Origin of the sequence: Parabacteroides sp. CT06 (genome assembly GCF_002257605.1) — a bacterium.
Taxonomy (GTDB): domain Bacteria; phylum Bacteroidota; class Bacteroidia; order Bacteroidales; family Tannerellaceae; genus Parabacteroides; species Parabacteroides distasonis.
This window is the reverse complement of the sequence record NZ_CP022754.1, coordinates 1,324,100-1,350,388: the sequence shown is the minus strand read 5'-3', so window position 1 is coordinate 1,350,388 and position 26,289 is coordinate 1,324,100. Positions and strand designations below refer to the sequence as shown.

Sequence of the window (26,289 nt, the reverse complement as noted above, 5' to 3'; positions counted from 1 at the left end):
GCGGCTATGTCTGACGAGTTGTTGAGGGCTAAGCCCGAAAAATATCAGGTAAACAGGGGTGTCGGGAAGCCCGTGGAGTTCAAGGGGCTGAAAAGCCAGTACCTCTTTATCTTTTGCGGCGGCTTGCTCGCCGTCTTCGTGGTGTTCATCGTCCTGTTCATGGCAGGCGTGAACCAGTGGCTATGTATCGGTTTCATCGTGTCGGCTTCGCTGCTGCTCGTGTGGCAGACGTTCCGGCTCAACGCCAAGTACGGCACGCACGGGCTGATGAAAGCCGCCGCACGCAAACGGCATCCACGCTTCATTATCAGCCGAAAGGCGATACCCCGATTATTCACCTACAAAAAAAGAAAGGAAGAAAGACCATGAGAAATATGTTAAAGGCTACCACGCTGGAAAGGAAATTCCCCCTTTTGGCGGTGGAGAACGGCTGCATCATTTCAAAGGATGCGGACATAACGGTGGCTTTCAGGGTGGAACTGCCCGAACTGTTCACCGTCACCAGTGCCGAGTACGAAGCCATACATTCGGCATGGTATAAGGCAATCAAGGTACTGCCCGACTACTCCATAGTACACAAGCAGGACTTCTTCATCAAGGAGAACTACCAGCCCGACACGGAAAGGGACGAGCTTAGTTTTTTAAGCCGCTCCTTTGAACGGCACTTCAATGAACGCCCGTTCCTGAACCATTACTGCTACCTGTTCCTGACAAAGACGACAAGGGAGAGAAGCCGCCGACAGAGCGACTTCTCCACCCTATGCCGGGGCAGGATTGTACCGCAGGAGATAGCCGACAAGGAAGCGGCGGCAAAGTTCATCGAAGCGGTCGGGCAGTTTGAACGGATTATGAACGACAGCGGGTTTGTCACCCTTACCCGGCTGGCGGCATCGGAAATCACCGGGCAGGACGGAAAGGCGGGCATCATCGAGAAATACTTCTCGCTATCGCAGACAGATACCACCTGCCTGAAAGATATCGGGCTGTACCCGGAAGAAATGCGTGTCGGGGACGATATACTGTGCCTGCACACGCTTTCGGACGTGGAAGATTTGCCCGGAAAGGTCGGGACGGACTGCCGATTTGAGAAACTTTCCACCGACAGAAGCGATTGCAGGTTAAGTTTTGCCGCCCCGGTGGGCGTGCTGTTGTCGTGTAACCACGTCTATAACCAGTTCATCTTCATAGACGACCACGCCGAAAACCTGAAGAACTTCGAGCAGACCGCCCGGAATATGCAATCGCTCTCCCGCTACTCCCGTGCCAACCAAGTGAACAAGGAATGGATAGACGAGTACCTGAACGAAGCGCACAGCAAGGGGCTTGTATCGGTACGCTGCCACTGCAACGTCATGGCATGGAGTGACGACCGGGACGAACTCAAACGCATACGCAACGATGTGGGAAGCCAGCTTGCGCTAATGGAGTGCAAGCCACGCCACAACACGGTCGATACGCCCACGCTCTTTTGGGCGGGCATACCCGGAAACGAAGCGGACTTCCCCGCAGAGGAAAGTTTCTACACGTTCTTGGGGCAGGCTCTCTGCCTGTTCGTGGAAGAAACGAACTACAAGAGTTCGCTTTCGCCGTTCGGCATCAAAATGGTGGACAGGGTGAGCGGTCGCCCGCTGCATATCGACATATCGGATTTGCCCATGAAGAAAGGCATCACGACAAACAGAAACAAGTTCATACTTGGGCCGAGCGGGTCGGGTAAGTCTTTCTTTACCAACCACATGGTGCGTCAGTATTACGAGCAGGGCGCGCACGTGCTGCTGGTAGATACGGGTAACAGTTACTTGGGGCTGTCCCAGCTTATCCACAACCGCACGCACGGCGAGGACGGGATTTATTTCACCTACACCAACGAAAACCCGATAGCGTTCAACCCGTTCTATGTCGAGGACGGGGTATTCGACATAGAGAAGAAAGAGAGTATCAAGACCCTTATACTCACCCTGTGGAAGCGGGACGATGAAGCCCCGAAGCGGTCGGAAGAAGTGGCGTTGTCAAACGCCGTGAGTGCCTATATCGAACTGACAGGCAAAGACCGTTCGGTAACGCCCTGCTTCAACACGTTCTACGAGTTTGTCCGGGATGATTACCGCCGACAGCTTGAACAGAAGAACGTCAGGGAAAAGGATTTTGACATTGACAATTTCCTGAACGTGCTTGAACCGTACTATCGTGGCGGTGAGTACGACTACCTGCTGAACTCCGACAAGGAACTGGATTTGCTGCATAAACGCTTCATTGTCTTTGAGTTGGATAACATCAAAGACCACAAGATTTTATTCCCGGTAACAACTATCATCATCATGGAAGCCTTTATAAACAAGATGCGCAAGTTAAAGGGAATAAGGAAGTTAATACTAATCGAGGAAGCGTGGAAAGCGATTGCATCGGCGAACATGGCGGACTACATAAAATATTTATACAAAACCGTCCGAAAGTATTTCGGGGAAGCGATTGTGGTAACGCAAGAGGTAGAGGATATTATTTCTTCCCCTATCGTGAAAGAGAGTATCATCAATAACTCGGACTGCAAAATCCTGTTAGACCAAAGAAAATATCTCAACAAGTTCGACAGCATACAGAACCTCTTGGGGCTGACCGACAAGGAGCGTTCGCAAATATTGTCTATCAACATGGCGAACCACCCCGGACGGAAGTACAAGGAAGTTTTCTTCTCGCTGGGCGGCACGCAGTCGGCGGTATATGCCACAGAAGTTTCGTTGGAAGAATATTACACCTTCACGACAGAGGAAAGCGAGAAAATGGAACTGTTCGCACTTGCCGACAAGCTGGGCGGCAACCTTGAACTGGCTATCAAACGGCTTGCCGAAAGCAAACGTAACCCCCAATCATCAACAACTTAAAAATTAGGAACATGAAACGGACAAACAGACTGTTTCCCATGCTACTATGCGCCTGCCTGTCATTGGCTGGCTGCACTGTCAGCGGGGAAAAACAACTGGAAAAAATGCGTGGCGAATGGGTACACGTCAAGGGACACCCGGCTTTCACGCTCTCGGAAACGGGCGGCAGATACACCGTCACCCGGAAAGCGAATGTCAGGGGCAGGGTGCTGGAAACCGCCTATCAAGTGTCGGAACGGGACGGAAAGCTGTTTATAGAAACAGGCTTTGCCATACTGCTGACGTATGACAAGGGACGTGACCGGATAACCCTTTCACCCGGCGGCGAATACAAACGAGTTACAAACCCTAAAAACAGAAAAAGATGAAGAAAACAATTCTCTTTATGGCGGTGTGCCTTTGCTTCATCGGCAAGGCATCCGCACAGTGGGTGGTGTCAGACCCCGGCAACTTGGCGCAGGGCATCATCAACACCACCAAACAGATAGTGCAGACTTCCACCACAGCTAAAAACACGCTGGACGGCTTCATGGAAGCGCAGAAGATTTTCCAGCAGGGAAAAGTCTATTACGATGCGCTCAAAGCGGTACACGATGTTGTCAAGGGCGGCATCAAGGTGAAGAAGTCCATTGAACTGGTGGCGGAAATCTCCGAAATCTACGTGCGCAACTACCAGAACATGCTGGCAGACCCGAACTACACGCCGGATGAACTCACCGCCATTTCAGCCGGGTATGCCAAGCTGCTCTCCGAAAGTGCGGACGTGTTGCAGGACTTGAAGAATGTAGTGAACGTCACGGGTATGTCGCTGACGGATGCTGAACGGCTGGTAATCATCGACAACGCTTATCGAAGCCTGCTCAACTACCGCAACCTCGTGAACTACTACACCCGAAAGAACATATCCGTGTCCTACCTGCGGGCAAAGAAGAAAAACGACACCGACCGGGTGCTGGCTCTCTACGGCTCGGCGGATGAACGCTACTGGTAACATCAAATCGGTATGCCTATGTTATTAGCAGCAGTGGATTTTGACAACCTGCACCAAGTGTTGCGGGTGCTGTACGATGAAATGATGCCCTTGTGCAGCAACATGACAGGGGTAGCCAAAGGGATAGCCGGGCTGGGAGCTTTGTTCTATGTAGCCGCCAAAGTGTGGCAGTCGCTCGCAAGGGCGGAAGCCATAGACGTGTACCCGCTCCTGCGCCCCTTTGCGCTGGGGCTGTGTATCATGTTCTTTCCAACATTCGTGTTGGGTACTATCAACACGGTGCTGTCGCCAGTGGTGAAAGGGTGCAACCAGCTTATGGAAACGCAGACTTTCGACATGAACGAATACCGGGCGCAGAAAGACCGACTGGAATATGAAGCCCTGATGCGAAGCCCCGAAACGGCTTACCTCGCATCGGACGAGGAGTTTGACAGGCAACTGGAAGAACTGGGCTGGTCGCCCTCCGACATGGTGACTATGACGGGTATGTACATGGACAGGGCGGCTTACAATATCAAGAAGTCCGTCCGGGACTGGTTCAGGGAGTTGCTGGAAATGCTCTTTCAGGCGGCGGGGCTGATTATTGACACGCTGCGCACGTTCTTTTTAATCGTGTTGAGCATACTGGGTCCGCTGGCGTTTGCGATTTCCGTCTATGACGGTTTCCAAAGCACGCTGACCCAGTGGATTTCACGCTATATCTCCATTTACCTGTGGTTGCCCGTGTCGGACTTGTTCAGCAGCGTGCTGGCACGCATACAAACGCTGATGCTCCAAAAGGACATTCAGGAACTTTCAGACCCGAATTTCATTCCTGACGGGAGCAGCACCGTGTATGTAATCTTTATGATTATCGGCATCGTGGGCTACTTCACCATTCCAACGGTGGCAAGCTGGATAGTGTCGGCTGGCGGTACGTCTGCCTATAACCGCAACGTGGCACGGGCTGGGTCAGTCGCCGGGGCTGCGGTCGGTGCGGCTGGCGGAAAGGTTTCGGGAAAACTACTCAAATAAACAACATCAATATTTAGTATATGGAATTTAAGTCATTAACGAACATCGAAACGAGTTTCCGGCAAATCAGGCTCTTTGCGCTGGTATTCATCTGCCTGTGCGCACTGGTGACGGGCTTTGCCGTGTGGAACTCGTACAGCTTCGCCGAAAAGCAGCGGCAGAAGATATACGTCCTCGACAACGGCAAAAGCCTGATGCTGGCACTCTCGCAGGACATGGCGCAGAACAGACCCGTGGAAGCCAAGTCGCACGTGCGGCGTTTCCACGAGCTTTTCTTCACGCTCTCACCCGACAAGGACGCTATCGAAAGCAACATCAAACGCTCGCTGTTCCTCGCCGACAAGACCGCTTTCAACTATTACAAGGACTTGGCGGAAAAGGGGTATTATAACCGGGTGATTTCCGGAAACGTCACGCAGACGGTGGAGATTGACAGCGTGAAGTGCGACTTCGACCAGTATCCCTACAAGGTGAACACGTATGCCCGCCAGTTGATTGTCCGGGAAAGCAGCCTGACGGTGCGAAGCCTTGTGACCTCGTGCCGCCTGCTCAACGCCACACGGAGCGACAACAACCCGCACGGCTTCATCATCGAAGCGTTCACCATTACCGAGAACAAGGATTTGCAAACCATTAAGAGATAGCTTTATGGAGAAAAAACGAAATTACATCGGAAAGGTGCAGGACTGGGTGGACGACCACCTGCGCCGAATGTGCGGACGGATTACGCCGGGCAAAAGGCTGGCGGTTATCCTCGTGATGTTCTTCTTTTTTGGCGGCTTGTCTATCTACATTACCGTTTCATCAATCTACAACATCGGGAAACGGGACGGGCAAAGGCTGCAAATAGAACACATCAAACAATACCCGCTACACGATAGCGACAGTATCAACCCGTTAAACAGACCGCAATATGGAAGAAGTACAGAAGAATGAGAACGGCACGACCGTACCGCAGGCGGACGGGAAGCCGAAAAAGGAAGATAAACCCAAACGGGAACTTACCCCGCAGCAGGTGCAGCAGCGCAGGAAAATGATAGTCTTCCCGCTGATGTTCCTTGCCTTTGCCGGGTGCATGTACCTGATATTCGCACCCTCCGGCAAAGAGGACGTGAATGTGGAAAGCGTGGGCGGCTTCAACGCCGACATACCCCTGCCCGCAGAGGACGGGATTATAGCCGACAAGCAAAAGGCTTACGAACAAGCGATGATAAGCCGCAAACAGCAGGACAAGATACAGTCCTTGCAGGACTTCGGTTTCACCGGGAACGATGAAGCGGAAGAACCGCAAGCGGAAATCGACCTGATGCCGGAAGAAGACCCGAAGCCACAAAGGGGCGGCGGTGCTTCTTCGGCATACGCTTACCGGGACATCAACCGCCAGCTAAGCACGTTCTACGAAACGCCCCCTGTGGACGAGGAAAAAGAGGACTTGAAGCGGCAGGTGGCGGAACTGACCGACCGACTGAAACAGCAGCAGAACGCCACACCTACGGCTGACGACCAAATGGCACTCTTGGAAAAGTCCTACGAGCTGGCGGCAAAGTACATGAACGGCGGGCAGGGACAAATCGCACAAGTCCCGGTAACGGGCGGCATTGACCGCAAGCCGGATGCGGTGGCGGTGCAGGCTATCCGGGAAACGACCGTTTCGGGATTGCAGCAGCCCATGAGCGATGCCGACTTCATCCGGGCTTACAGCCAGCCACGAAACTACGGCTTCAACACGGCAGTGGGTACGGGGTACGCTATGGGAAAAAACACGGTAGCCGCCTGCATCCACCAAGACCAAACGCTGGTGGACGGGCAGGCGGTGAAACTACGGCTGCTCGAACCCATGCAGGCGGGAAACATAGTCGTGCCGAAGAATACCCTTGTGGCGGGAACGGCAAAGGTGCAGGGCGAACGGCTCGACATACTGGTGTCCTCGATTGAGTACGCTGGCAACATCATCCCGGTGGAACTCGCCGTGTTCGACACGGACGGGCAAAAGGGGCTGTCCGTACCGTCCTCTATGGAGCAGGAAGCGTTCAACGAAGCTATGGCGAATATCGGAAGCGGGCTGGGTACAAGCATTTCCTTTGCCCAAAGTGCCGGGCAGCAGGTGGCTATGGACGTGACAAGGGGATTGCTGCAAGGAACGTCCGGCTACCTCGCCAAGAAGTTCCGAACCGTGAAAGTGAAGCTGAAAGCCGGGTACAGGGTGATGCTTTACGCCAAACAGCAATAATTACTCAACAAATATTCATCCACTAAAATTTTAATTGACAATGAAACAGATTTTTGTATTGCTCGCCCTCTTGCTGGGCGTGTGTGCGGCAAACGCACAGGAAACCGACACAGTGAAGTATGCGGCTGGCAACGACTTGTACCGGGGGATTACCCGGAAACTCCCGTACCGACAAATGGTAACGCCCTACGGCGTGGAAGTGACCTTTGCCAAGACGGTGCATATCATCTTCCCCGCCGCCGTCCGCTACGTGGATTTGGGAAGCAACCACATCATAGCGGGCAAGGCGGACGGTGCGGAGAACGTAATCCGGGTGAAAGCCACGACAGAGGGCTTTCCGGGCGAAACGAACTTCTCCGTCATTTGCGAGGACGGCAGTTTCTTTTCATTCAACGCCAAATATGCACGTGAACCGGAAATGCTCAACATCGAAATGAAAGACTTCTTGGAGAACGAGGACACCAGCGACTTTTCGCATACCCGCATGAACATCTATTTCCGGGAACTGGGTAATGAAAGCCCGCTGCTGGTGAAGCTGATAATGCAGAGTATCTACAAGAACAATGACCGGAAAGTGCGCCACTTGGGTAGCAAGCGTTTCGGCATACAGTTCTTAATCAAGGGGATTTACACCTATAACGGGATGCTCTATGTACACACGCAGACAAAGAACAGTTCCAACGTGCCTTTCGATACGGACTTCATCAAGTTTAAGATAATCGATAAGAAAGTACCCAAGCGCACGGCTATTCAGGAAACGGTGCTGGATGCGGTACGCAGCTACAACGAGGTGGTAGAGATTGCAGGAAAAAGTACCGTGCGCACGGTGTACGCCCTGCCGAAGTTCACCATTCCTGACGACAAGCTGCTGGTCGTGGAACTCTACGAGAAGAACGGCGGGCGGCATCAGACCATACGGGTGGAAAACGCCGACATCGTGAACGCAGAAGTGATTGACGAACTCAAAATCAAATAGGGAATGAAAAGACACATCTTTATAATGATGCTCTTTGCGCTGTGCCTGACCTCGTTTCAGGCACACGCACAAAGATACCTGCCGGGCATGAAAGGCTTGCAGGTCACGGCAGGCATGGCGGACGGGGTGCATTGGAACGCTGGCAGTGATTTCGCCTACCACATCGGGGCGGCGTACAGCGTTTACGCCAAGAACGCCAACCGCTGGGTGATTGGCGGCGAATACCTGCACAAGAAGTATGACTACAAGGATATGAGAATACCAGTCGAACAGTTCACCGCAGAGGGCGGCTATTACCTGAAATTCCTATCGGACAGGCGAAAGACTTTTTTCCTTTCATTGGGCTTGTCGGCTCTCGCCGGGTACGAAACAAGCAACCGAAGCGAAAAGCTCTTGCCGGACGGCTCTACATTGCTGGATAAGGACTGCTTCATCTACGGCGGTGCGCTGACGCTGGAACTGGAAGCCTACCTGACTGACCGGGTGGCTCTGCTACTGAACGCAAGGGAACGGGCGTTGTTCGGCTCGGACATCGGGAAGTTCCACACGCAGGTATCTTTGGGGCTGAAATTCATTATCAACTGACCGCTATATAATAATGTATATGAAGAATGTAATGTATAAAATCATCATGGGCTGCTGCATCGTGGCCGTCCTTGTGCTTGTCACCGCCTGTAATGACAACTTGGATATTCAGCAGGCGTACCCGTTCAGCATCGAAACGCTGCCAGTACCCAAAAGGCTGAAAGTCGGGGAAACCGCCGAAATACGCTGCCGACTGGTGCGTGAGGGCTACTATCAGCCGACTACCTATCAGATAAGGTATTTCCAGCCGGACGGCAAAGGAAAGCTGGAAATGGATAACGGCACGGTGTTCCTGCCCAATGACCTTTACCCGCTGGAAAAAGAAACGTTCAGGCTCTATTATACCTCGGCATCGACAGACCAGCAGACGATTGACATTTATATCATCGACAGCTTCGGGCAGATGCAGCAACTTTCGCTATCGTTCAATAATGACAACAGCAAGGAAGAAACGGAAACGATAACCCCTAAACAATAAAATGACATGGTAAAAATAGAATTGGATATAAAAGGTATCTCGTGGTATATAGAAACCACGTTGGAAACGGATACAGTTCCGGCAGTAGGTGACATCATCATTGTGGATAAGGACTGCATTTCCGAACGTGACAGTGCTGAATTGTGGAAAATACCGTCCAATCAGGTTTTCAAATGGGCGGACGAAGAAGATGATGCGCCCGTAATGGTATGGTTCGATTGCGACACGGAAATGCTTGTCACTAAGCGGACATGGAAATATGACACCGAGGAAGAAGAAACCGTGTGCATACTTGGTGTAAAATTCTTCCAACATGAAGATTTATAGATTTTATTTCCTTATCGGTTGCATATATACGTGAAAAGCAACGATAGACAGGGGACACCAAATAGGGAATGATACGCAATGCGTATGTTATGGCAGTCCACCCGCTGATAGTTCGGCGGGTGGACTTTTCATGTTAGGGAACAGGGCGGGTTTCTTTGCCACTTTATTTTCCGGCACTCACGAAAGAAAGTGGCGGCGGCAAACAGCCGCCGTTCTCTATCAACTGGTTTTAAGGCTCTTTATGGACGTGTATCTCTCTAACCACACCTTTACCTGCTCCATGTTATATTCGCCCGTGATGATTGCCGTATGGTCGTCTATGGCTACAAACCGGACACTTTCATAGCTGTTTACCCAGCCTTGCAGGGAACAGACACCCCACGTTGCAACATCTTCAAAAACACTGCGGTCTATCCGGCTGATTGGCTCGCCGAAAACTACCGTCATTATCTGAAAGTCCGGTTTGTCCTCCAACAGTTGCAAATGGTGCAGCGTGCCGAACTCGTCAGTTTTGCGCCCCCACGCCCACACATCATTATACAAATCATCGCCCCACTGGTGCGGGTGGTCGAAACGGACTTTTACCTCTATGGTGTGTTCGTTTTCTTCTGTGTCCTCGATAACGCCCGTTACCATTAAGCCCGTAAAAATACACTCGCAACGCCTGCCGATAAGCTCCTTGTTTACTTCTGTCGTTTTCATGTCCCTAAAATTTACTTGTTTATTACTCCGTTCTTCTTCGCTACCCATTCGTCACGCCTGCGGCGGCACTCGTCCAGCGTTTTGGCTACCGTACTGAAAAGTTCGCCGTCCGTGTGGCGGTAGTCATATTGATAATAAATTTGTCCCCTGAAAGCCCCTAAACGGCATTTCACGAACTTTTCTTCTCCCGGTGTTTGGGTGATGCTCACCCCGTTTTTGTTAAGTGACTGCATGATGTCTTATTTTTTTAGGGTTATAAACTTGGTTGTTTTTAGCGGGCAGGGCTTTGACACCCCGCCCGGATTGGTTGTTATGCCGCACGGAACACAAAGCCGTCATCAAACCAGTAATCGCACATGAACAGGTCACGGGCAAACTTTTCATAATCGAAATAGGTCTTTGCGAACTCCGGTAGGTCGTAACATTCCTCGATAATTTCATAGGCGAAATCCTCTTCATCGTCATATTCCCCTTGATATTCATCCCGGAAATCACGTACAAGGTCGTCCGCATCTTCCTCGCCCAAATCATGGCTTTTATAGTTGCACCACACGAAAAAGGCTTCCTGCTCGGTGTCGCTCAAATCCTCCACCGCATCACGCAGGGCGAAGAAGTTTTCAGAAATCCAGCTTTCGCCGATTAAGCCCTCCGGCACGTTCTCCCAGTCCTGAAACATGTATTCCGCATCTTCCTCGTCCTTGTGAAGTTCCCGGCAGGCTTCATAAAATTCTTCCTTGTCCGAATAGTCCGAAAGGTCGAGCCATGCGCCGGACAATGAACCGTTGTTGTACTTGGCATAAGTGCCTACATAAACTTTTGCTTCCGATAATACCTTTGCTTCCATATTGCTGTAATTTTTTAAGTTTTTAATTTTATGCGGATTTGAGAGGTGAGGGAGTTGAAGTTTCACTGAACTTTTTTCCTGTTTCCCGTAAATCCGACTTTTTTTTTATGCGTCTTCCGGTCGGGTCGGTCGTTTTCGTTTCACATAGGCGTAAAAGGGTAGTGTTTAGAGTTTGCAAGGTTTTGGGCAAAAAATACCTCGCAAGGCAGGGAAGATTTTTTCGCCAAACCGGAACGGCTCGACCTTGCAAAATCGTGAAGAACACGTAACTACCTTTGCCTATTGAAATGATTAAAACGACCGTCCCGGCTGGGGGACTGCGTAAGAGGAAGATTTACAGATAGGGAAACCGGGGAAAAGTGCCTGTTCTCTTTCATCTTTTAGGGAACACTCCATGCGGGCGGGAAAGGCAAGGGTGTTGTGAGCTTGCTTGCAATACGCTTGTGCGGGTTTCCAACGGCTCTTTTCACGGAATACGGTCAGCCATGCCACGCACGGCTGGCGTTTCGGGGAATGTGCCAGTTGGAAAAGGATATAAAAATGCGGGTAGTCGGTGGACTGCCCGCAAGGTGGAAGAATGTACTTCATTGGTATATAGTTTGTTAGGCGGAATTTCGTTACCGAAATCGTTACCTATTCGTTTTTGTCACGGTTATAGGTAACGAAACCTACCGGACGGCGTTCTTTCTGTTGTTTCGACTGGCTTAGAAGCTGGGTAAGGGCTTGGTACAGTTCGTTGAACTGCGCATCGGTGCTTACCTCCAGTTCCTCGATGCGCCTTGACAGTTCCTCGTAACCGATTGCCATTTGGCGCATGAGGATAAAAGCCCGCATGATTGAAATGTTTACTTCTATGGCTACTTTGGAGCGGAGAACCGAAGAAAGCATGGCTACGCCCTGCTCGGTGAAAGCCATAGGCATAGCAACGCCGAAGTTGTAAGCAGGGGGTATCACATTTTGTGATACCCCTATGGATAACAGCAAGTTAGCTTCCTCTTGGGTGAGTACAAACATAAAATCACCCGGAAAACGCTCGATATTGCGCTTGACCGCCTGCTTCAAGGCTCGTGTTTCCACTTGGTAGAGTTCTGCCAAATGATAATCGAGCATCACCCGGCAACCTCTGACCTCAAAAATCTTGTTTTGGATAATCTGCAAGTCCATAATCGTATATTTTAGGAGATTTAGCAATGTTGGAATAATAGTAAGGACTGGTCACAAATTGTGACCAGTTCCCAATAATCAAGATTACATGGCGACTTCCTTGTAAATCTTCTCGATGCCGATAAACTTCTTGTCAAGCCCCTGCATATCGCTGCCTATCTTGCTGTTGGTGATGCGGGCGTAGATTTGCGTAGTTTCTATGTTTGTGTGTCCCAGCATCTTGGATACCGTTTCAATGGGTACGCCCTTTGACAGCGTGGTGGTCGTGGCGAACGTGTGCCGGGCAAGGTGGAACGTCAGGTTCTTTTTAATACCGCATATATCGGCAATCTCTTTCAGGTAGGCGTTTAGCTTCTGATTGCTGATTACGGGAAGTATCTTGCCGTCCGGCAACTTGCCCTTGTACTTCTTCAAAATCATCTTAGGAATATCCAGCAGGGGGACATTCACGTCCGTGTTGGTCTTTACCCGCTTGGTGATTATCCAAAGGTTGCCGTCAAAAGACTTTTGGATATTCTCCTGCCGCAAGTTGGCGACATCGCTGTAAGCCAAACCGCAGAAACAGGAAAAGACGAACAAGTCCCTGACGTGTTCCAGCCGTTCGGAAACCATTTTCTTTTTAAGGATGATTTTTATCTCGTCCTCTGTCAGATAACCCCTGTCCACTTTCTCCAGCCGGATTTTGTAGCTGGCGAAAGGGTCGCCCACCAGTATGCCGTTGTTGCGGGCGATGATGATGATACGCTTGAAGAACTGCATGAACTTGGCAGTGGTGTTGTAGCCGCACTTGCAGGCGGTACGCAAATACAACTCAAAATCGGTAATGAACATCGGGCTTATCTCCTTTATGGATATGTCCGATACGTTGTACTTGCTTTGGATAAATTCAGCGAGGTGGCGGCGGGTCACTTCATATTTGCGGTAGGTCGCTATCGTCTTGGATATGCCCACAAGCTGCTTCACATCGTCATTGTGCTTTTGGAACAATGAAAGGATTGTTTCGTGGCTCTCGCTATGACCTAAAAACTCGTTTTTCACTTTCTCGGCGGTCACGTAGTTGTCACGCCGCTGCATCTCGTGGTAAATGGTATTCAGGGAAGAACGTATGTCGTCCAAAAGGGCGTTTATCCTCCCGGCATCCCTGCCTTTGGCTTTGCCCGCAGCCGTGTTCCAGTTGTCGGGCTGGATGCTCTGTTTCGTACTGAACTGGCAAAGTTTGCCGTCTATGGTGATGCGTGCCATAATCATAACCTCGCCGTTTTTCTTTTCAGAACCTTTCTTCAAATAAAAAAGAACCTTGAATGTCGATTTCATAACTCACTTTTTTTAGTTGCAAAATTAATTTTTACCTCTCGTTTTCGAGTTATGCAGACTATGGACTAATCAAGTCATTATCAGGTCATTTGAGGACAAATCGTTACCGTTTTTGTCCGGCGGGGAATAGGTAACGATTTAGTAACGAAACTTTGTCTTTTACCGTACTTTTGAAGTCTTGGAAGCAGGACTTTCGGGCAATAAAAAAAGCCACAAATCATTGATTTGTAGCTTTTTGTCCATTTGCTGACCATTTCTGTCCAGCACGTTCAGCGGAGAGACAGGGATTCGAACCCCGGGAACCTCTCAGTTCAACGGTTTTCAAGACCGCCGCAATCGACCACTCTGCCATCTTTCCAATAAGTAAATCGTGTGACCTGGGAGGGGCTCGAACCCTCGACCCAATGATTAAGAGTCATTTGCTCTACCAGCTGAGCTACCAAGTCAACATGTTATTTGTTTGAGTGACCTGGGAGGGGCTCGAACCCTCGACCCAATGATTAAGAGTCATTTGCTCTACCAACTGAGCTACCAAGTCATTCTGTTTCGCTATCGTTACTTTTTCAAACCACCGTTTGTTTCTCGATTGCGGGTGCAAAGATAGAGGTTTTATTTTTCCCCGCAAACTTTTCGACTACTTTTTTTCATAAAATTTTAATCAAACTCGTAAATATCCGAGGGTGTAGTCCGCTTCAACGCTACCAATGAGACATCTTTCCCTACCCTTATGCCCTCTTGGAAAAGACGTATATCCACTGTCTTATAGGCCAGTTCGGGATGGTTATTGTCCCGGCTGAGATGGCAAAGCCAGATATTCTTCAAACCGGTATTATAATGGGTCGCCAAGAACTCCGCGGCCTCCCTATTACTCAAATGCCCGGTCGGGCTCGCCACCCGCTCTTTCAAGAAAGCAGGATATGTACCGAAACGAAGCATCTCCTCGTCATAGTTCGCTTCCAATATTAAATGGTTCGCCATGCAGATATATTTCCCCACCGTGTCCGTGATATGGCCTACGTCGGTAGCGAAAGTGAATTTATGATTACCATACTCGATATGGTACCCCACATTATCAGTACTATCGTGAGGCACCTCGAAAGCCGTGATACGGAAATCACGGATAAGGAATGGAACTTCTTTTTCTATAACCTTGCGAGAGACACATAAGGTCTCCTCCACATACCGGCTCTTATCAATCCCCCGGTGCACGTCGGCTGTCGCATAGACAGGAATGCAAAGCTTCTCGCCCAAATACCCGACCGTCTTGATATGATCCGCATGATCGTGGGTAATCAACACGGCCACGATCTTGGTAAAATCGATCGACCGGTCCTTCAATACTTTCTTTATGGTCCGGATTCCGATACCTGCGTCAATCAGCATACCGAATTCCGAAGTCCCCAAATAATAGCAGTTCCCACTGCTCCCACTCGCTAAACTCAGAAATGATAGTTTCATACTCTCCTATTCCGCAACACTGCTTTTTTTCTGTTTTACATAGTATACACTAGGGGCGGAACGTCTCAGGGATCGATACCTCCCCGATCAACGAGCAGTTCATATGCTCCTTCACCTCGTCGGGTGTCAGCCCATGGCCGAAGAGGAACATTAGCTTCGTCACGGCGCTCTCCGTCGTACTATCGAAGCCGCTCGTCACGCCTGCCTCCAACAATTTGTGCCCCGTCTCATAACGGTGCATCTCCACACTTCCGGCCCTACACTGAGTAACATTCACGATGACGATACCACGGTCTACAGCCTCCTTCAACATATTCAAGAACCATTCCTCGCACGGAGCATTTCCGCTTCCGAATGTTTCCATCACCACGCCTTTCAGACCCGGGATATTCAGGATACTTTCCACTACTTGCGGAGAAATTCCGGGGAATAGTTTTAGTATAGCGATATTTCGGTCCAACAAATAATGCGGCTTCAGCGGCTTACGCGATACCGGATGATATACCTGCGGCAGATCATACTTGATATAGATACCCGCATGAGCCAAAGCCGGGTAATTGTACGAACGGAACGCGTTAAAATTATCTGCGTTTATCTTACTCGTACGATTCCCCCTCAATAAATCATTCTCAAAAAAGATACAGACCTCCGGGACCAACGGTAAGCCGTTCTCCTTGGCGGCCGCTATCTCGATCGCCGTAATCAAGTTCTCCTTCCCATCGGTACGCAACATCCCGATCGGTAATTGCGATCCCGTAAGGATCACCGGCTTACTCAGGTTCTCGAGCATAAAACTCAATGCCGATGCCGTATACGACATTGTATCCGTGCCATGCAGTACCACAAAGCCGTCGTATTTCTGATAATTATCGGCGATGATTTTCACGATCTTCATCCACGAGTCCGGCCCCATCTCCGAGGAGTCCATCGGAGGATCGAACTGTATCGTGGCCACCGAATACCCCAGTTTCTTCAACTCCGGCATATTGTCCTTCAAATGCTGGAAATTAAACGACTCTAACACTCCAGTCTCCGGATTCTCGATCATACCTATCGTCCCACCCGTATATATCAACAGGATGGAAGCCTTTTCTTGTTGAGTATGCATGTCCATATAATTATGCAAAGTTAATAAATTATTCTTCTCCTTTCAACACCGGAACACTTATATGATATTTTACGGCGATTATACGTGCGAGGAACACGCTCAACGCCGATACGAACTGTATCATCGCCGCCGACATAGAAGTTTGCATACATATATAATATATCAAACCGCCAAAGACACAAGCCAACGCATAAATATCTTTCCGGAATATCAAAGGTTCCTCATTAATCAATATATCCCTCATCATACCGCCAAATGAGCCGGTTATGGTTCCCATCACGATCGCCACCCACATGGGAAACCCGAAATCCAAGGTCTTGGCGATACCTACCACCACAAACAACCCCAATCCGATAGCATCGAATATAAAAAATGTATTGTTCAAACGGATCACGTATTTTCGGAAAGCGATAACGAACAACAAAGCCAAGGCCGAGACAATCAAATAAGAGGCTTGTTCCATCCAAAAAGGCACCGCATTCAATAAAATATCACGAATCGTACCTCCTCCTACAGCGGTCACGACACCCACCACATAGGCGCCAAACCAATCAAATTGTTTCGCAGAAGCCAATCTTATGCCACTTATGGCAAACGCAAAGGTCCCTGTATAGTCACAAAAGGTGATAAAATCTATCATTTTGTTTTTTTCGCAAAAATACGGAATAGTTCGCAAATAACAGCATTTATAGAAAGAATACCTAACAATAATTTAAACCAAACGAATCCCTTAATGTTTATTATATATAAGTTTGCGGAGTGGTTATAACCGTAACCTATTGATTTTTATTTACAAAAGAGAATTGAGTTAGATGAGGATGAAAAAATGCATGTTGATCGGGTTGATCTGTCTGCTATCCAGCCAATGGATGTGGGGGCAACACTTCCCTCAGATGGATGCCCGCAATTACGTGAGCGACACAGCCCTTTTCATTCCACGCCGCCCTTGGTTGGCAGCAAGCGAGGTATTCGGAATGAACATGGCCGTCTGGACTTTCGACCGTTTCTTAATGAACGAGGATTTCGCGAAGATAAACGGACATACGATTAAGCAAAACTTCAAGACGGGGCCTGTTTGGGACACGGATAAGTTCTCTACCAATCTGGTGGCCCATCCCTATCACGGATCGTTATATTTCAACGCGGCCCGTAGCAATGGACTGAATTTCTGGCAATCCATTCCATTCGCGGCGGGAGGCAGCCTAATGTGGGAATTCTTTATGGAAACGGAACCGCCCTCCATCAATGACATGCTTGCCACCTCTTTCGGCGGTATAGAATTAGGTGAGATTACCTACCGGCTCTCCGACTTATTCATCGACAACCGCTCCCACGGGGCGGAACGTGTGGGACGGGAGATCTTATCCGGTTTGATATCTCCGATGCGGGCGATCAATCGTATCATCACGGGAGAAGCTTGGAGACACAGCAGCTCCAAGGGGCGTGTCTACACCTCGGTTCCCGTAAACTTCATCGTGGGTGTTGGTCCTCGCTTCCTTGCCGAGCAGGAAGGCTCCAAGCATGGCACTACGAGCATGCACGTATCCTTCAGGTTGGATTATGGAGATCCTTTCAATGATGACTTCTATTCGCCCTATGAATGGTTTCAGTTGAAGGCCGGGTTCGATTTCTTTTCGAGCCAGCCGCTCATCAGCCAAGTCAATGCCGTTGGGGCTATCTGGGGGAAACAGGTCTGGAGTAAAGGCCCTCGTAGTCTGGCCGCTGGAATCTTTCAGCATTTCGACTACTATGATTCCGAGTTAAAATCCAATAGTTCCCAAACGGTAGCTCCCTACCGCATATCGGAAGCGGCGGCGGTCGGTGGTGGATTGATCTATTACAAAAGAGGCACGCCGGACAATAAGGTAGATGTTTACGCCGAATTATACGGAACAGGAGTCGCCTTGGGAGCAAGCATCTCCGATTACCTCCGGCTGGAAGAGAGAGATTATAATCTGGGAAGCGGTTATAGCGTGAAAGCGTTTACCGGATTGGCCTACGATAAACGCTGGGCGTTCTTGATCGATTTGGAGAACTACCATATCTTCACATGGAAAGGATACGAGCCGGATATAGACTGGAATGCGGTGGACCCTACTAAGTTAAACGTACAAGGCGATGCCGGCAACGCACGTTTAACGGTATTTTCCACCACCTTAGCCTATATGTCCAAGCATAAATGGAATATTGCGTTGCGAAATCGTTATTTCTCCCGCCGTACCCATTATAAGTATCATAAAGATATAGATAGCTCCACGTATGATATTATGCTGACGCTTGGGTGGAGGATTTAATTCTTCCGCTCAAGCTCACGCAGATTCTCCATCTTCTTGCGCTGCATAAACTCATAGATGCCTTCCAAATGCTCCGTCACTTTTTGGTTTCCGAACTCATAGACCTTAGAGACCAGCCCATCCAAGAAATCACGGTCGTGGGATACGACGATCAACGTCCCGTCAAAGTCGAGCAACGCCTGCTTCAAGATATCCTTCGTCTTCATATCCAGATGGTTTGTCGGCTCATCCAGAATCAGCAAGTTCACAGGCTCCAATAATAGCTTAATCATAGCCAGACGTGTACGCTCGCCACCGGAAAGCACCTTCACCTTCTTCGCCGAGTTCTCGCCGCCAAACATGAACGCACCCAGCAGATCCTTGATCTTATTACGGATATCGCCTTGCGCCACATCGTCTATCGTCTGGAAAACCGTAAGGTTCTCATCCAGCAGGGAGGCTTGGTTCTGGGCGAAATAACCGATCATCACGTTATGCCCCAACGTCAACGTCCCCTCATGCTCGATCTCTTTCATGATACACTTCACCAAGGTAGACTTACCCTCGCCATTCTTCCCGACGAAAGCGATCTTATCCCCTCGCTCGATCATCAGATTAGCGTTTCGGAAAACCGTATGATCGCCATACGCTTTCGAGACATTCTCGATCGTCACCGGATAAGAGCCTGAGCGGGGCGAAGGCGGGAACTTCAAGCGCAAAGCCGAGGTATCTTCCTCATCCACCTCCAAGATCTCCAGCTTCTCCAGCATCTTCACACGGCTCTGCACCTGCAAGGTCTTGGAGTACGTGCCCTTGAAACGCTCGATGAACTCTCTCGTCTCGGCGATCATCTTCTGTTGCTCGTCATAAGCCTTCTGTTGTTGCTCACGACGTTCCTTCCGTAATTGCAAGTATTGGCTATAGTTTACCTTATAATCATAAATCCGGCCCATCGTCACCTCGATCGTACGAGTCGTGATATGATCCACGAACGCACGGTCGTGGCTGATCACCACTACGGCCTGACCGTTATCGATCAAGAAATCCTCCAACCACTGGATAGACTCGATATCCAAGTGATTCGTCGGCTCGTCCAGCAAAAGGACATCCGGTTTCTTCAACAGTAGTTTCGCCAGCTCGATACGCATACGCCAGCCACCGCTGAATTCACTGGTTTGCCGGTCGAAATCCTCCCGTTTGAAACCAAGCCCCAACAAGGTTTTCTCTATATCGGCGTCGTAATTGATCTCCTCTATGGAATAGAATTTCTCGCTCAAGGTAGAGACCCGCTCGATCAGCTCCATATAACCATCCGACTCATAGTCCGTACGAGTCTCCAGTTGCTTATTCAATTCAGCGATCTCCGCCTCCATCTCGTGCAGATGGGCGAAAGCCTGCGCCGTCTCCTCGAAAACGGTACGGCCATCCTCCGTCATCAAATGCTGCGGCAAATAAGCGATCACGGTATCTTTAGGGGCGGACACTTTTCCACGGCTTGGCTCCCGCACGCCGGCCAATATCTTCAACAAGGTAGATTTACCGGCACCGTTCTTACCCATCAAGGCGATACGATCTTTCTCGTTAATCACAAAAGAAACATCCGAGAAAAGGGCGCTTCCACCAAACTCTACTGTTAGTCCGTCAACTGAAATCATATGTTTATCTTAATACATTATTATAATGAAGCCGCGAAGATAAGAAAAATCCCTTTCATTAGGGATGTACAAGAGATTTCATACGATCTTTCCGGAACAAGACTAGGAAGAAATTGGTTACCGACGCCGTCGGCAATATTTTCGACGCCGTCAGCAATATTTCCGACAGCGTCAGCATTATTGCCGACGGTGTCGGCAACCAATTGCATAAGGGACTAATCCCTTAAACTACCTTTAAAAAAAGCAGAAGCATCCACATATTTTCCAACAAAACGCTTGTTTTATAAACAGAAACTCCTATCTTTGCACCCGCTAATACAAACAGCTTAAATTAATTATTCAAACATGGCAACAAAAATTAGATTGCAAAGACACGGTCGTAAAGGTTACGCCTTCTACCAAATCGTGATCGCAGACAGCAGGGCTCCACGTGATGGAAGATTTATTGAAAGGATAGGTTCTTATAATCCGAACACTAATCCTGCTACAGTAGATTTGAACTTCGAAAGAGCTTTGTATTGGTTACAAGTAGGTGCTCAACCTACAGACACAACTCGTAACATCCTTTCTCGCGAAGGCGTTTGCTTGAAAAAGCATTTATTGGAAGGTGTTAAGAAGGGTGCGTTCGACGAAGCCGCAGCTGAGGAGAAATTCCAAGCTTGGTTGAAGAACAAACAAGCTTCCGTACAAGCTATCAAAGAAAAAGACAGCGAAGCAGCTAGAGCAGAAGCTAAAGCACGTCTTGAGGCTGAAAAGGAAGCGAATAAGGCAAAAGCAGAAATCGTAGCTAAAAAGAAAGCAGAATTGGCAGCAGCTGAAGCTGCTAAGCAAGCTGAGGAAGCAGCCGCAGCGGCTCCCGCTGAAGAAGCTCCGGCAACTGAAAGCGCTGAATAATTCGTGCGATGCCAAAATAAAAAAGAGGACATTTTTCAATGCCCTCTTTTTTTATGCCTTTTCCACCAGCTACCGGATCTTCCTAATGCGTATAATCGATCAGCCGGATGCCATCGCCTAAATCGTTCTGGATAACATCCTTCATCCTTTTGGCGAAAGGACAGGCATAACCTATCGGCGTCCCTTTTTCTCACGGATCATCCTAAAATCAGTAGTACCGGGGCAAAAATCCTCTGTTTGCATACATCTGATAATTCCTACTTTCATAAAGCATCCCTCCCAATTAAAAAAGCCGTAAAATCTAAAATTCTACGGCTTTCCGATCTATAAATGATGATTAACTAAGTCGTGTTACTTCTTCTTCAACAAGAAAGTATCGATCTGTTTCACAAACTCCTCACGGGGAAGAGCTCCCATCGATATCTGAGGCTGTCCTTCCTTAGGGATAAACAAGAACGTAGGAATACTTTGTATGCCGAAAGCGGCAGCCAACTCCTTTTCCTTATCCACATTTACCTTATAAACTACGATATCATTCTTATACAGGATAGCCAAATCCCTTAAAATAGGAGCCACTTGCTTGCAGGGACCACACCAGTCCGCATAAAAATCGATGATACAAGGCTTATCACCTTCATATACCCATTTCGTAGCGTTCTTCTCGTAATTGAATACCTTTTGCAAGAACTCTGCCTTGTTCAAAGTAACGACCTCTCCCTTGGAGGCGGTACCAGCCTCACTTGATTTATCTGATTTAGCGGACATCGAGCAGCTTACTAATAGCAGCACAACCGAAACCAGCCATAAACTTTTCAACTTTCTCATATAGAAACCTTTTACTTGATTGATAAATTATTTGCTACAAAAATAGCAATAAAAAGGGGATTCCCACACATTCTATTCTTAAAAGAAAAGAATAAACAAAAAGAAAAAAAGCGCATAAGACTCTTGTATATTCCAAAAGAATGACTACCTTTGCAAAGCAATTAAATGAAACGTTTGATCGCAAAACATATTGGAAAGATGGCAGAGTGGTCGATTGCGGCGGTCTTGAAAACCGTTGAACCGAGAGGTTCCCGGGGTTCGAATCCCTGTCTTTCCGCAGAACCTACTGAACAAAACAAGAGAGTAAGTGGACAAAAACCTACAAATCGCTGATTTGTAGGTTTTTTTATTGCCTATAAGTCTTGTCTCCAATGCCTTATCAGAAGAAAATTCGGCTCACCCGATAATCAGTGGGGGTATCTTCAGGCTCATATATATTTCATTTCAGCCGGCAACCTAAGACAAATCGACCTACAGAAATATAGAAGTCGGCCAACAGATGAGATCATGGGATAACCATTGCCATATAAATCGCTGTCTTATATCCTGTTAATCAACAGGCCAACTCACTTGAGAAAGGCTTCCCAAGTGAATAACTAACCACTTCCAGACTCGTAAGCTTACGGCTACCCCCAGCCGTAAGTTATTCACTTGACAAGCCGTAAGTTATTCACCTGACAAGGCATAAATTATACATTAACCGTCTCTCCCCCGATGGTTATCGGGAAATGGCAGAGGAACTATAGATACAAGTGACACATTTGTCTTTTTGACAACTTGTAATCTGAAGTCCCGGAGAATCGATTATTCCGTACCCAAGTGCGTCTCGCTTCCAAATTCGAGAGAAAAAAACAGCAATTCTCTGTTTGATAGCTGTTTGCTAAAAAACGGCCTTTCGTTCCAGTCGAAATAATTCACCCTAGTTCATGTTTTACGGTCGTTAGGCGGTAATAATGCCCAACGCTACCGCATCTGAGGGCCGATGCCTATATATGTGTAGGCTTACGCCACTATATGTGTAGCTTGACGCGACTATATGTGTGGGTTGACACTGCTATATGTGTGAGTTGATACAGCTATATGTGTAGGTTGATACGTATATATTCGTTAAAAAGCGACGTTTATCGTGTTAAAAAGCGGTTGTGGCAGCTTGTTCGCGCTCCCCGTTTACGCTCGTTGCCTTTTATAGCCAGAGAGCCGTGTCGTAAAAAAGAAGGCATTTCAATCAAAAAGATACCATTCATCGCATTAAGCTGACATCCGCGATTCTTGTCTTATCCCTTTGAATTAAGTCTGTCCCCAATAAATATCGGGTGAGCCAAGTAATCGCATCCAGACATTGCATCTCTATGTAAATTCGCAAGCGAAACTCTTGCATAATCAAAAAAAATCAATACCTTTGCACCCGGTTTCAACAAGACCTTGGAGAGATGCTCGAGTGGTTGAAGAGGCACGCCTGGAAAGCGTGTAAACCCCTAAAGGGTTTCGCGGGTTCGAATCCCGCTCTCTCCGCAGAACTAACCAGATAATGAACAGTCAAGTCCCACAAATCCAACGATTTGTGGGACTTTTTAGATTTTTTGTTACCTACACTAAATCTTCTTGTTTGATCGAATAACACTTAGTGTTTGTAAGATGACAGACAATATTATTACCCCTAGCCCTATATAAAAAGCGGCGTTCAACTCTTTAGCCTCACTAAAAAGAAGCATAGCCAAGATAATGCTATAAATAGGTTCCAGATTATAACTCAAGTTTACCGTGAACGCAGAGATCTTTTTCAGGACTTGTATCTGAAGTAAATACAAACCAATCGTACAAACAGAAGCTAAAAGCAATAAATAAGTAAAATCTAATAGCCCGGGAACAATCGTCGATACAGGAAAATATCGCAAATAGAACGGTAAAATACAGGAAAGCCCGATAAAGCCACCTACCATTTCATACAAGAGCATGGTACTTGTTGAATAATTATTTCCGATCTTCTTATTCGTGATCGTGAACAAAGCCGCTAAAGCGGATGATATAATACCCAAACCTATTCCTAAACGATAGCGAGTATCGAAATGAAAAATCAGCACCACCCCGAATAAAGTCAACAAACTAAAAACAACTTCCTTGAAAGACACTCTATGACAATTAATCAATGGTTCTAGAAAAGCCGTAAAGAAACCTACCAGAGAAAAACAAACCACTCCAATAGACACATTCGAAGCCTTTATACTTCCATAAAAGAAAACCCAATGCAATCCCAGCAATAACCCTACTCCCCCTATTCTCAAGGCATCCCCGAAAGAAATTCGATTCAATCTTTTGCCGACGGATAAAACGAGTAAAAACAACAAAGACGCAAGCATCATACGATACCAGACCAATAGGGCTTCATTCAAGCTAATCAATTTTCCAAATATGCCCGTCGCACCTGCCAAAATAATAGATATATGCAGTTTTATAAATGCGTCTTTCACTATGTCACTATTCTATTTAATTATGGACAAATGTACAAAGGAAATATAAGCTATCGAATTCAAACTTGATAAATACTCCGTTTTTTACCCTAATGGTAACTTTTTTCTAAATGGAGAAGCCTACTTTTGTGCCGCAAAAATAAAAAGAAAAGAAACTGATGATGCAAGACAGTATTGATTTTGGAACAATGAACATTCCGAAGTTGTTCCGTATGATGTTTATCCCTACCTTATTAGGTATGGTCCTTTCCGCCACTATTAATATCGCCGATGGAATATTCGTAGGAAGAGGCGTAGGAAGTGACGCCTTGGCTGCGGTAAATATCGTGGCTCCTTTTTTCATGTTAGCAACCGGAATCGGGCTTATGTTCGGAGTAGGCGCATCTATCGTCGCCTCGATCCACCTTTCACACCAGAAAGTCAAGGTAGCGAATATTAATATCACGCAAGCGCTTTCGGTCTCATTATGTATTATGTTATCGCTTTCCTTGTTAGTGATGACATTCCGTGCTGAGGTCGCTCTTTTATTGGGTAGTTCCGAACAATTATTGCCCTCCGTATTGGAATATATGAACTGGATCGCCCCGTTCCTTGCCTTTTACATGTTATTGAATATCGGGTTATTCATTATCCGGTTAGACGGATCACCTACATACGCCATGTTATGCAGCGCTATCCCGGCCCTGATAAACCTAACATTAGACTATATTTTCGTTTTCCCATTGCATTGGGGATTAATGGGAGCCGCTTTAGCTTCCGCTATTTCCGTAATCGTAGGAAGTATTATGATCGTGGTTTATATCGTAGGTTTTTCTAAAGTATTACATCTTTACCGCCCTAAATTCTCGCTTAAAAGTATCTTATTGACAATCCGCAATATCGGATACATGGTAAAGCTTGGTTCTTCCGCGTTCTTAACTGAGGCAGCTATCGCTTGTATGATGCTGGTGGGTAATTATATATTCATGAGATACCTTGGGGAAGACGGGGTTGCCGCCTACAGTGTAGCCTGTTATTGCTTTCCTATCGTATTCATGGTGAACAATGCGATCGCCCAGTCTACCCAGCCGATCATAAGCTACAACTATGGCATACAGCAGTGGAAAAGAGTACGGCAGGCGTTTAAGTTAGCCCTGCTATGCGCTGTCGTGTGCGGAGGACTCGCCTGCGTGGGTACTATTTTATTCTGCCCGGAAGTCTCCTCCTTATTTCTCGGTAATCATGGCAACGCTTACGAGATAGCGGTCTCCGGCATTCCCTATTTTTCTTTGGGATATGTCTTTTTCGCTCTCAATATCGTTTGTATCGGGTACTACCAGAGCATAGAACGTTTCAAACCCGCTACGCTATTCACTATTCTACGAGGAATCGTGATTATCACCCTAAGTTTCATGTACCTACCTGTTGTCTGCGGAATTAAAGGTATTTGGCTGGCCGTACCTTTGTCGGAATTAATTACTTTTGTAATCATAGTGGTATACTATCTATTGAAACGTAGAAGAGCATGAAAGAGGAAGTTCGCCAGAAAGTGATGGAACGGTTTTCAATCTCTGAGCAGGCCATGCAGTTATTGCTGGAAAGCGCAGAGATGATGTCGTTTGTCCCCAAAGATATAATCGTACATGAAGGTGAGATAAACACGAATATGTATATCTTATCCAAGGGAATCTGGCGGGTTTATACATTTAAAGATGGGACGGAAGATACCTTTTGGTTCGCCGTGGAGAGCGAGATCGCACTCCCGATATGGGGATATACTTCCGGCTCTCCTTCTCTTTATACCATAGAAGCCGTTACGGAAAGCGAGGCGTATTGCCTATCCAAACAGAAACTAGAAATCCTATTTCAATCCTCCGTGCAATTAGCAAATATCGGAAGAAGGATTCTAGAGAATTTTATGCTTGAGATCGAGACTTCATGGTTAAGTTCTTACAAACGAACCGCCATTGAACGTTACGCCATTCTATTGGACAAGCAGCCCGAAATCATCCAATCCGTCCCCCTAAAATATATAGCATCTTATCTAGGTGTCACGGCTCAATCCTTAAGTAGAATCCGGGCGAAATTAGCTAGTTCTTTAACCTTTATCGTGTAAAGCCTCTTC

Annotated in this window: 28 protein-coding genes and 5 tRNA genes; 18 read left to right on the top strand and 15 right to left on the bottom strand. The window is 47.7% G+C overall.

Going from position 1 to position 26,289, the window contains the following annotated elements; genetic code table 11:
• Positions 1 to 6: 6 nt before the first annotated feature.
• From CI960_RS05895 to CI960_RS05840, 12 genes are read left to right on the top strand one after another with little or no spacing between them, the layout of a single operon-like run.
• On the top strand, positions 7 to 369 hold the full coding sequence (locus CI960_RS05895; RefSeq protein ID WP_094582280.1) for a DUF4133 domain-containing protein: 363 nt from the start codon (positions 7 to 9) through the stop codon (positions 367 to 369).
• Positions 366 to 2,879 carry a TraG family conjugative transposon ATPase gene (locus CI960_RS05890; RefSeq protein ID WP_094582278.1) on the top strand — a complete coding sequence of 838 codons (2,514 nt, stop codon included), beginning with the start codon at positions 366 to 368 and terminating at the stop codon, positions 2,877 to 2,879. Before CI960_RS05895 ends, CI960_RS05890 begins: the two co-directional genes overlap by 4 nt.
• Before the next feature lie 11 nt (positions 2,880 to 2,890).
• A complete protein-coding gene (locus CI960_RS05885; protein ID WP_094582276.1) occupies positions 2,891 to 3,247 on the top strand; it encodes a DUF3876 domain-containing protein in 357 nt (118 codons plus the stop codon).
• Positions 3,244 to 3,870: a DUF4141 domain-containing protein gene (locus tag CI960_RS05880; protein ID WP_094582274.1), complete on the top strand. Its 627-nt coding sequence runs from the start codon at positions 3,244 to 3,246 to the stop codon at positions 3,868 to 3,870. The genes CI960_RS05885 and CI960_RS05880 overlap by 4 nt, the downstream gene beginning before the upstream one ends.
• Positions 3,871 to 3,888: 18 nt before the next feature.
• Positions 3,889 to 4,884 carry a conjugative transposon protein TraJ gene (gene traJ / locus CI960_RS05875; protein WP_094582272.1) on the top strand — a complete coding sequence of 332 codons (996 nt, stop codon included), beginning with the start codon at positions 3,889 to 3,891 and terminating at the stop codon, positions 4,882 to 4,884.
• A 20-nt stretch (positions 4,885 to 4,904) separates the two neighbouring features.
• Positions 4,905 to 5,528 carry a conjugative transposon protein TraK gene (traK, locus tag CI960_RS05870; protein ID WP_070751071.1) on the top strand — a complete coding sequence of 208 codons (624 nt, stop codon included), beginning with the start codon at positions 4,905 to 4,907 and terminating at the stop codon, positions 5,526 to 5,528.
• A 4-nt stretch (positions 5,529 to 5,532) separates the two neighbouring features.
• The gene (locus CI960_RS05865) at positions 5,533 to 5,820 is read left to right on the top strand and encodes a TraL conjugative transposon family protein (RefSeq protein ID WP_094582270.1); all 288 of its coding nucleotides are present in this window, start codon (positions 5,533 to 5,535) and stop codon (positions 5,818 to 5,820) included.
• Positions 5,798 to 7,114 carry a conjugative transposon protein TraM gene (gene traM / locus CI960_RS05860; protein WP_094582268.1) on the top strand — a complete coding sequence of 439 codons (1,317 nt, stop codon included), beginning with the start codon at positions 5,798 to 5,800 and terminating at the stop codon, positions 7,112 to 7,114. The genes CI960_RS05865 and traM overlap by 23 nt, the downstream gene beginning before the upstream one ends.
• 40 nt (positions 7,115 to 7,154) lie before the next feature.
• Positions 7,155 to 8,090, top strand: a complete 936-nt coding sequence (gene traN, locus CI960_RS05855) for a conjugative transposon protein TraN (RefSeq protein ID WP_094582266.1) — start codon at positions 7,155 to 7,157, stop codon at positions 8,088 to 8,090.
• 3 nt (positions 8,091 to 8,093) lie between these two features.
• Positions 8,094 to 8,675: a conjugal transfer protein TraO gene (locus CI960_RS05850; protein WP_094582264.1), complete on the top strand. Its 582-nt coding sequence runs from the start codon at positions 8,094 to 8,096 to the stop codon at positions 8,673 to 8,675.
• Positions 8,676 to 8,688: 13 nt separating this feature from the next.
• Positions 8,689 to 9,153 carry a DUF3872 domain-containing protein gene (locus tag CI960_RS05845; protein WP_094582262.1) on the top strand — a complete coding sequence of 155 codons (465 nt, stop codon included), beginning with the start codon at positions 8,689 to 8,691 and terminating at the stop codon, positions 9,151 to 9,153.
• 6 nt (positions 9,154 to 9,159) lie between these two features.
• Positions 9,160 to 9,480: a hypothetical protein gene (locus CI960_RS05840; protein ID WP_094582260.1), complete on the top strand. Its 321-nt coding sequence runs from the start codon at positions 9,160 to 9,162 to the stop codon at positions 9,478 to 9,480.
• Positions 9,481 to 9,699: 219 nt separating this feature from the next.
• Here CI960_RS05840 and CI960_RS05835 read toward each other — a convergent pair whose 3' ends face one another.
• From CI960_RS05835 to CI960_RS05775, 12 genes are all read right to left on the bottom strand, one after another.
• Complete coding sequence (locus tag CI960_RS05835; protein ID WP_094582258.1) at positions 9,700 to 10,182, bottom strand: hypothetical protein; 483 nt, start codon at positions 10,180 to 10,182, stop codon at positions 9,700 to 9,702.
• 11 nt (positions 10,183 to 10,193) lie between these two features.
• A complete protein-coding gene (locus tag CI960_RS05830) occupies positions 10,194 to 10,415 on the bottom strand; it encodes a DUF3873 domain-containing protein (RefSeq protein WP_005924228.1) in 222 nt (73 codons plus the stop codon).
• Between the two features lie 77 nt (positions 10,416 to 10,492).
• Entirely contained in the window at positions 10,493 to 11,026 is a 534-nt protein-coding gene (locus tag CI960_RS05825; protein ID WP_094582256.1) for an antirestriction protein ArdA, read from the bottom strand.
• A gap of 291 nt (positions 11,027 to 11,317) precedes the next feature.
• Complete coding sequence (locus CI960_RS05815) at positions 11,318 to 11,614, bottom strand: hypothetical protein (protein ID WP_227195488.1); 297 nt, start codon at positions 11,612 to 11,614, stop codon at positions 11,318 to 11,320.
• A gap of 45 nt (positions 11,615 to 11,659) precedes the next feature.
• Positions 11,660 to 12,190: an ORF6N domain-containing protein gene (locus CI960_RS05810; protein ID WP_094582252.1), complete on the bottom strand. Its 531-nt coding sequence runs from the start codon at positions 12,188 to 12,190 to the stop codon at positions 11,660 to 11,662.
• A gap of 84 nt (positions 12,191 to 12,274) precedes the next feature.
• Positions 12,275 to 13,504: a site-specific integrase gene (locus CI960_RS05805; RefSeq protein WP_094582250.1), complete on the bottom strand. Its 1,230-nt coding sequence runs from the start codon at positions 13,502 to 13,504 to the stop codon at positions 12,275 to 12,277.
• A gap of 273 nt (positions 13,505 to 13,777) precedes the next feature.
• A tRNA-Ser gene (locus CI960_RS05800) sits at positions 13,778 to 13,862 on the bottom strand.
• A 15-nt stretch (positions 13,863 to 13,877) separates the two neighbouring features.
• Positions 13,878 to 13,950, bottom strand: a tRNA-Lys gene (locus CI960_RS05795).
• Between the two features lie 19 nt (positions 13,951 to 13,969).
• Positions 13,970 to 14,042 (bottom strand) — tRNA-Lys (locus CI960_RS05790).
• Positions 14,043 to 14,158: 116 nt separating this feature from the next.
• Positions 14,159 to 14,962 carry an MBL fold metallo-hydrolase gene (locus CI960_RS05785; protein ID WP_005858162.1) on the bottom strand — a complete coding sequence of 268 codons (804 nt, stop codon included), beginning with the start codon at positions 14,960 to 14,962 and terminating at the stop codon, positions 14,159 to 14,161.
• Positions 14,963 to 15,011: 49 nt separating this feature from the next.
• Complete coding sequence (locus CI960_RS05780) at positions 15,012 to 16,076, bottom strand: asparaginase (protein ID WP_005858163.1); 1,065 nt, start codon at positions 16,074 to 16,076, stop codon at positions 15,012 to 15,014.
• Positions 16,077 to 16,098: 22 nt separating this feature from the next.
• Positions 16,099 to 16,710 carry a trimeric intracellular cation channel family protein gene (locus CI960_RS05775; RefSeq protein ID WP_005858164.1) on the bottom strand — a complete coding sequence of 204 codons (612 nt, stop codon included), beginning with the start codon at positions 16,708 to 16,710 and terminating at the stop codon, positions 16,099 to 16,101.
• Positions 16,711 to 16,882: 172 nt separating this feature from the next.
• Here CI960_RS05775 and CI960_RS05770 point away from each other — a divergent pair, with 172 nt between their 5' ends.
• On the top strand, positions 16,883 to 18,364 hold the full coding sequence (locus tag CI960_RS05770) for a DUF3943 domain-containing protein (RefSeq protein ID WP_005858165.1): 1,482 nt from the start codon (positions 16,883 to 16,885) through the stop codon (positions 18,362 to 18,364).
• Here CI960_RS05770 and CI960_RS05765 read toward each other — a convergent pair.
• Entirely contained in the window at positions 18,361 to 19,998 is a 1,638-nt protein-coding gene (locus tag CI960_RS05765; RefSeq protein ID WP_005858166.1) for an ABC-F family ATP-binding cassette domain-containing protein, read from the bottom strand. The two genes, CI960_RS05770 and CI960_RS05765, sit on opposite strands and share 4 nt — an antisense overlap.
• A 345-nt stretch (positions 19,999 to 20,343) precedes the next feature.
• Here CI960_RS05765 and CI960_RS05755 point away from each other — a divergent pair, with 345 nt between their 5' ends.
• Positions 20,344 to 20,892: a 30S ribosomal protein S16 gene (locus tag CI960_RS05755; RefSeq protein WP_005858168.1), complete on the top strand. Its 549-nt coding sequence runs from the start codon at positions 20,344 to 20,346 to the stop codon at positions 20,890 to 20,892.
• A 351-nt stretch (positions 20,893 to 21,243) separates the two neighbouring features.
• On the opposite strand, the gene trxA is transcribed toward CI960_RS05755, so the two are convergent.
• Complete coding sequence (trxA, locus tag CI960_RS05745; protein WP_005858169.1) at positions 21,244 to 21,717, bottom strand: thioredoxin; 474 nt, start codon at positions 21,715 to 21,717, stop codon at positions 21,244 to 21,246.
• A 192-nt stretch (positions 21,718 to 21,909) separates the two neighbouring features.
• Here trxA and CI960_RS05740 point away from each other — a divergent pair.
• Together CI960_RS05740 and CI960_RS05735 are read left to right on the top strand one after the other, a co-directional pair.
• A tRNA-Ser gene (locus tag CI960_RS05740) sits at positions 21,910 to 21,994 on the top strand.
• Positions 21,995 to 23,141: 1,147 nt separating this feature from the next.
• A tRNA-Ser gene (locus CI960_RS05735) sits at positions 23,142 to 23,229 on the top strand.
• A gap of 80 nt (positions 23,230 to 23,309) precedes the next feature.
• On the opposite strand, the gene CI960_RS05730 is transcribed toward CI960_RS05735, so the two are convergent.
• A complete protein-coding gene (locus CI960_RS05730; protein WP_005858170.1) occupies positions 23,310 to 24,185 on the bottom strand; it encodes a DMT family transporter in 876 nt (291 codons plus the stop codon).
• Positions 24,186 to 24,343: 158 nt separating this feature from the next.
• On the opposite strand from CI960_RS05730, the gene CI960_RS05725 reads away from it, so the two are divergent.
• Positions 24,344 to 25,693, top strand: a complete 1,350-nt coding sequence (locus tag CI960_RS05725) for an MATE family efflux transporter (RefSeq protein ID WP_005858171.1) — start codon at positions 24,344 to 24,346, stop codon at positions 25,691 to 25,693.
• Entirely contained in the window at positions 25,690 to 26,280 is a 591-nt protein-coding gene (locus CI960_RS05720) for a Crp/Fnr family transcriptional regulator (protein ID WP_005858172.1), read from the top strand. The genes CI960_RS05725 and CI960_RS05720 overlap by 4 nt, the downstream gene beginning before the upstream one ends.
• Positions 26,281 to 26,289 lie beyond the last annotated feature (9 nt).

Bases quoted from the DNA above. Each gene is read 5' to 3' on its own strand.
- CI960_RS05895 (WP_094582280.1), top strand. From the start codon at position 7: ATGTCTGACGAGTTGTTGAGGGCTAAGCCCGAAAAATATCAGGTAAAC.
- CI960_RS05890 (WP_094582278.1), top strand. From the start codon at position 366: ATGAGAAATATGTTAAAGGCTACCACGCTGGAAAGGAAATTCCCCCTT.
- CI960_RS05885 (WP_094582276.1), top strand. From the start codon at position 2,891: ATGAAACGGACAAACAGACTGTTTCCCATGCTACTATGCGCCTGCCTG.
- CI960_RS05880 (WP_094582274.1), top strand. From the start codon at position 3,244: ATGAAGAAAACAATTCTCTTTATGGCGGTGTGCCTTTGCTTCATCGGC.
- traJ (WP_094582272.1), top strand. From the start codon at position 3,889: ATGTTATTAGCAGCAGTGGATTTTGACAACCTGCACCAAGTGTTGCGG.
- traK (WP_070751071.1), top strand. From the start codon at position 4,905: ATGGAATTTAAGTCATTAACGAACATCGAAACGAGTTTCCGGCAAATC.
- CI960_RS05865 (WP_094582270.1), top strand. From the start codon at position 5,533: ATGGAGAAAAAACGAAATTACATCGGAAAGGTGCAGGACTGGGTGGAC.
- traM (WP_094582268.1), top strand. From the start codon at position 5,798: ATGGAAGAAGTACAGAAGAATGAGAACGGCACGACCGTACCGCAGGCG.
- traN (WP_094582266.1), top strand. From the start codon at position 7,155: ATGAAACAGATTTTTGTATTGCTCGCCCTCTTGCTGGGCGTGTGTGCG.
- CI960_RS05850 (WP_094582264.1), top strand. From the start codon at position 8,094: ATGAAAAGACACATCTTTATAATGATGCTCTTTGCGCTGTGCCTGACC.
- CI960_RS05845 (WP_094582262.1), top strand. From the start codon at position 8,689: ATGTATATGAAGAATGTAATGTATAAAATCATCATGGGCTGCTGCATC.
- CI960_RS05840 (WP_094582260.1), top strand. From the start codon at position 9,160: ATGGTAAAAATAGAATTGGATATAAAAGGTATCTCGTGGTATATAGAA.
- CI960_RS05835 (WP_094582258.1), bottom strand. From the start codon at position 10,182: ATGAAAACGACAGAAGTAAACAAGGAGCTTATCGGCAGGCGTTGCGAG.
- CI960_RS05830 (WP_005924228.1), bottom strand. From the start codon at position 10,415: ATGCAGTCACTTAACAAAAACGGGGTGAGCATCACCCAAACACCGGGA.
- CI960_RS05825 (WP_094582256.1), bottom strand. From the start codon at position 11,026: ATGGAAGCAAAGGTATTATCGGAAGCAAAAGTTTATGTAGGCACTTAT.
- CI960_RS05815 (WP_227195488.1), bottom strand. From the start codon at position 11,614: ATGAAGTACATTCTTCCACCTTGCGGGCAGTCCACCGACTACCCGCAT.
- CI960_RS05810 (WP_094582252.1), bottom strand. From the start codon at position 12,190: ATGGACTTGCAGATTATCCAAAACAAGATTTTTGAGGTCAGAGGTTGC.
- CI960_RS05805 (WP_094582250.1), bottom strand. From the start codon at position 13,504: ATGAAATCGACATTCAAGGTTCTTTTTTATTTGAAGAAAGGTTCTGAA.
- CI960_RS05785 (WP_005858162.1), bottom strand. From the start codon at position 14,962: ATGAAACTATCATTTCTGAGTTTAGCGAGTGGGAGCAGTGGGAACTGC.
- CI960_RS05780 (WP_005858163.1), bottom strand. From the start codon at position 16,076: ATGGACATGCATACTCAACAAGAAAAGGCTTCCATCCTGTTGATATAT.
- CI960_RS05775 (WP_005858164.1), bottom strand. From the start codon at position 16,710: ATGATAGATTTTATCACCTTTTGTGACTATACAGGGACCTTTGCGTTT.
- CI960_RS05770 (WP_005858165.1), top strand. From the start codon at position 16,883: ATGAGGATGAAAAAATGCATGTTGATCGGGTTGATCTGTCTGCTATCC.
- CI960_RS05765 (WP_005858166.1), bottom strand. From the start codon at position 19,998: ATGATTTCAGTTGACGGACTAACAGTAGAGTTTGGTGGAAGCGCCCTT.
- CI960_RS05755 (WP_005858168.1), top strand. From the start codon at position 20,344: ATGGCAACAAAAATTAGATTGCAAAGACACGGTCGTAAAGGTTACGCC.
- trxA (WP_005858169.1), bottom strand. From the start codon at position 21,717: ATGAGAAAGTTGAAAAGTTTATGGCTGGTTTCGGTTGTGCTGCTATTA.
- CI960_RS05725 (WP_005858171.1), top strand. From the start codon at position 24,344: ATGATGCAAGACAGTATTGATTTTGGAACAATGAACATTCCGAAGTTG.
- CI960_RS05720 (WP_005858172.1), top strand. From the start codon at position 25,690: ATGAAAGAGGAAGTTCGCCAGAAAGTGATGGAACGGTTTTCAATCTCT.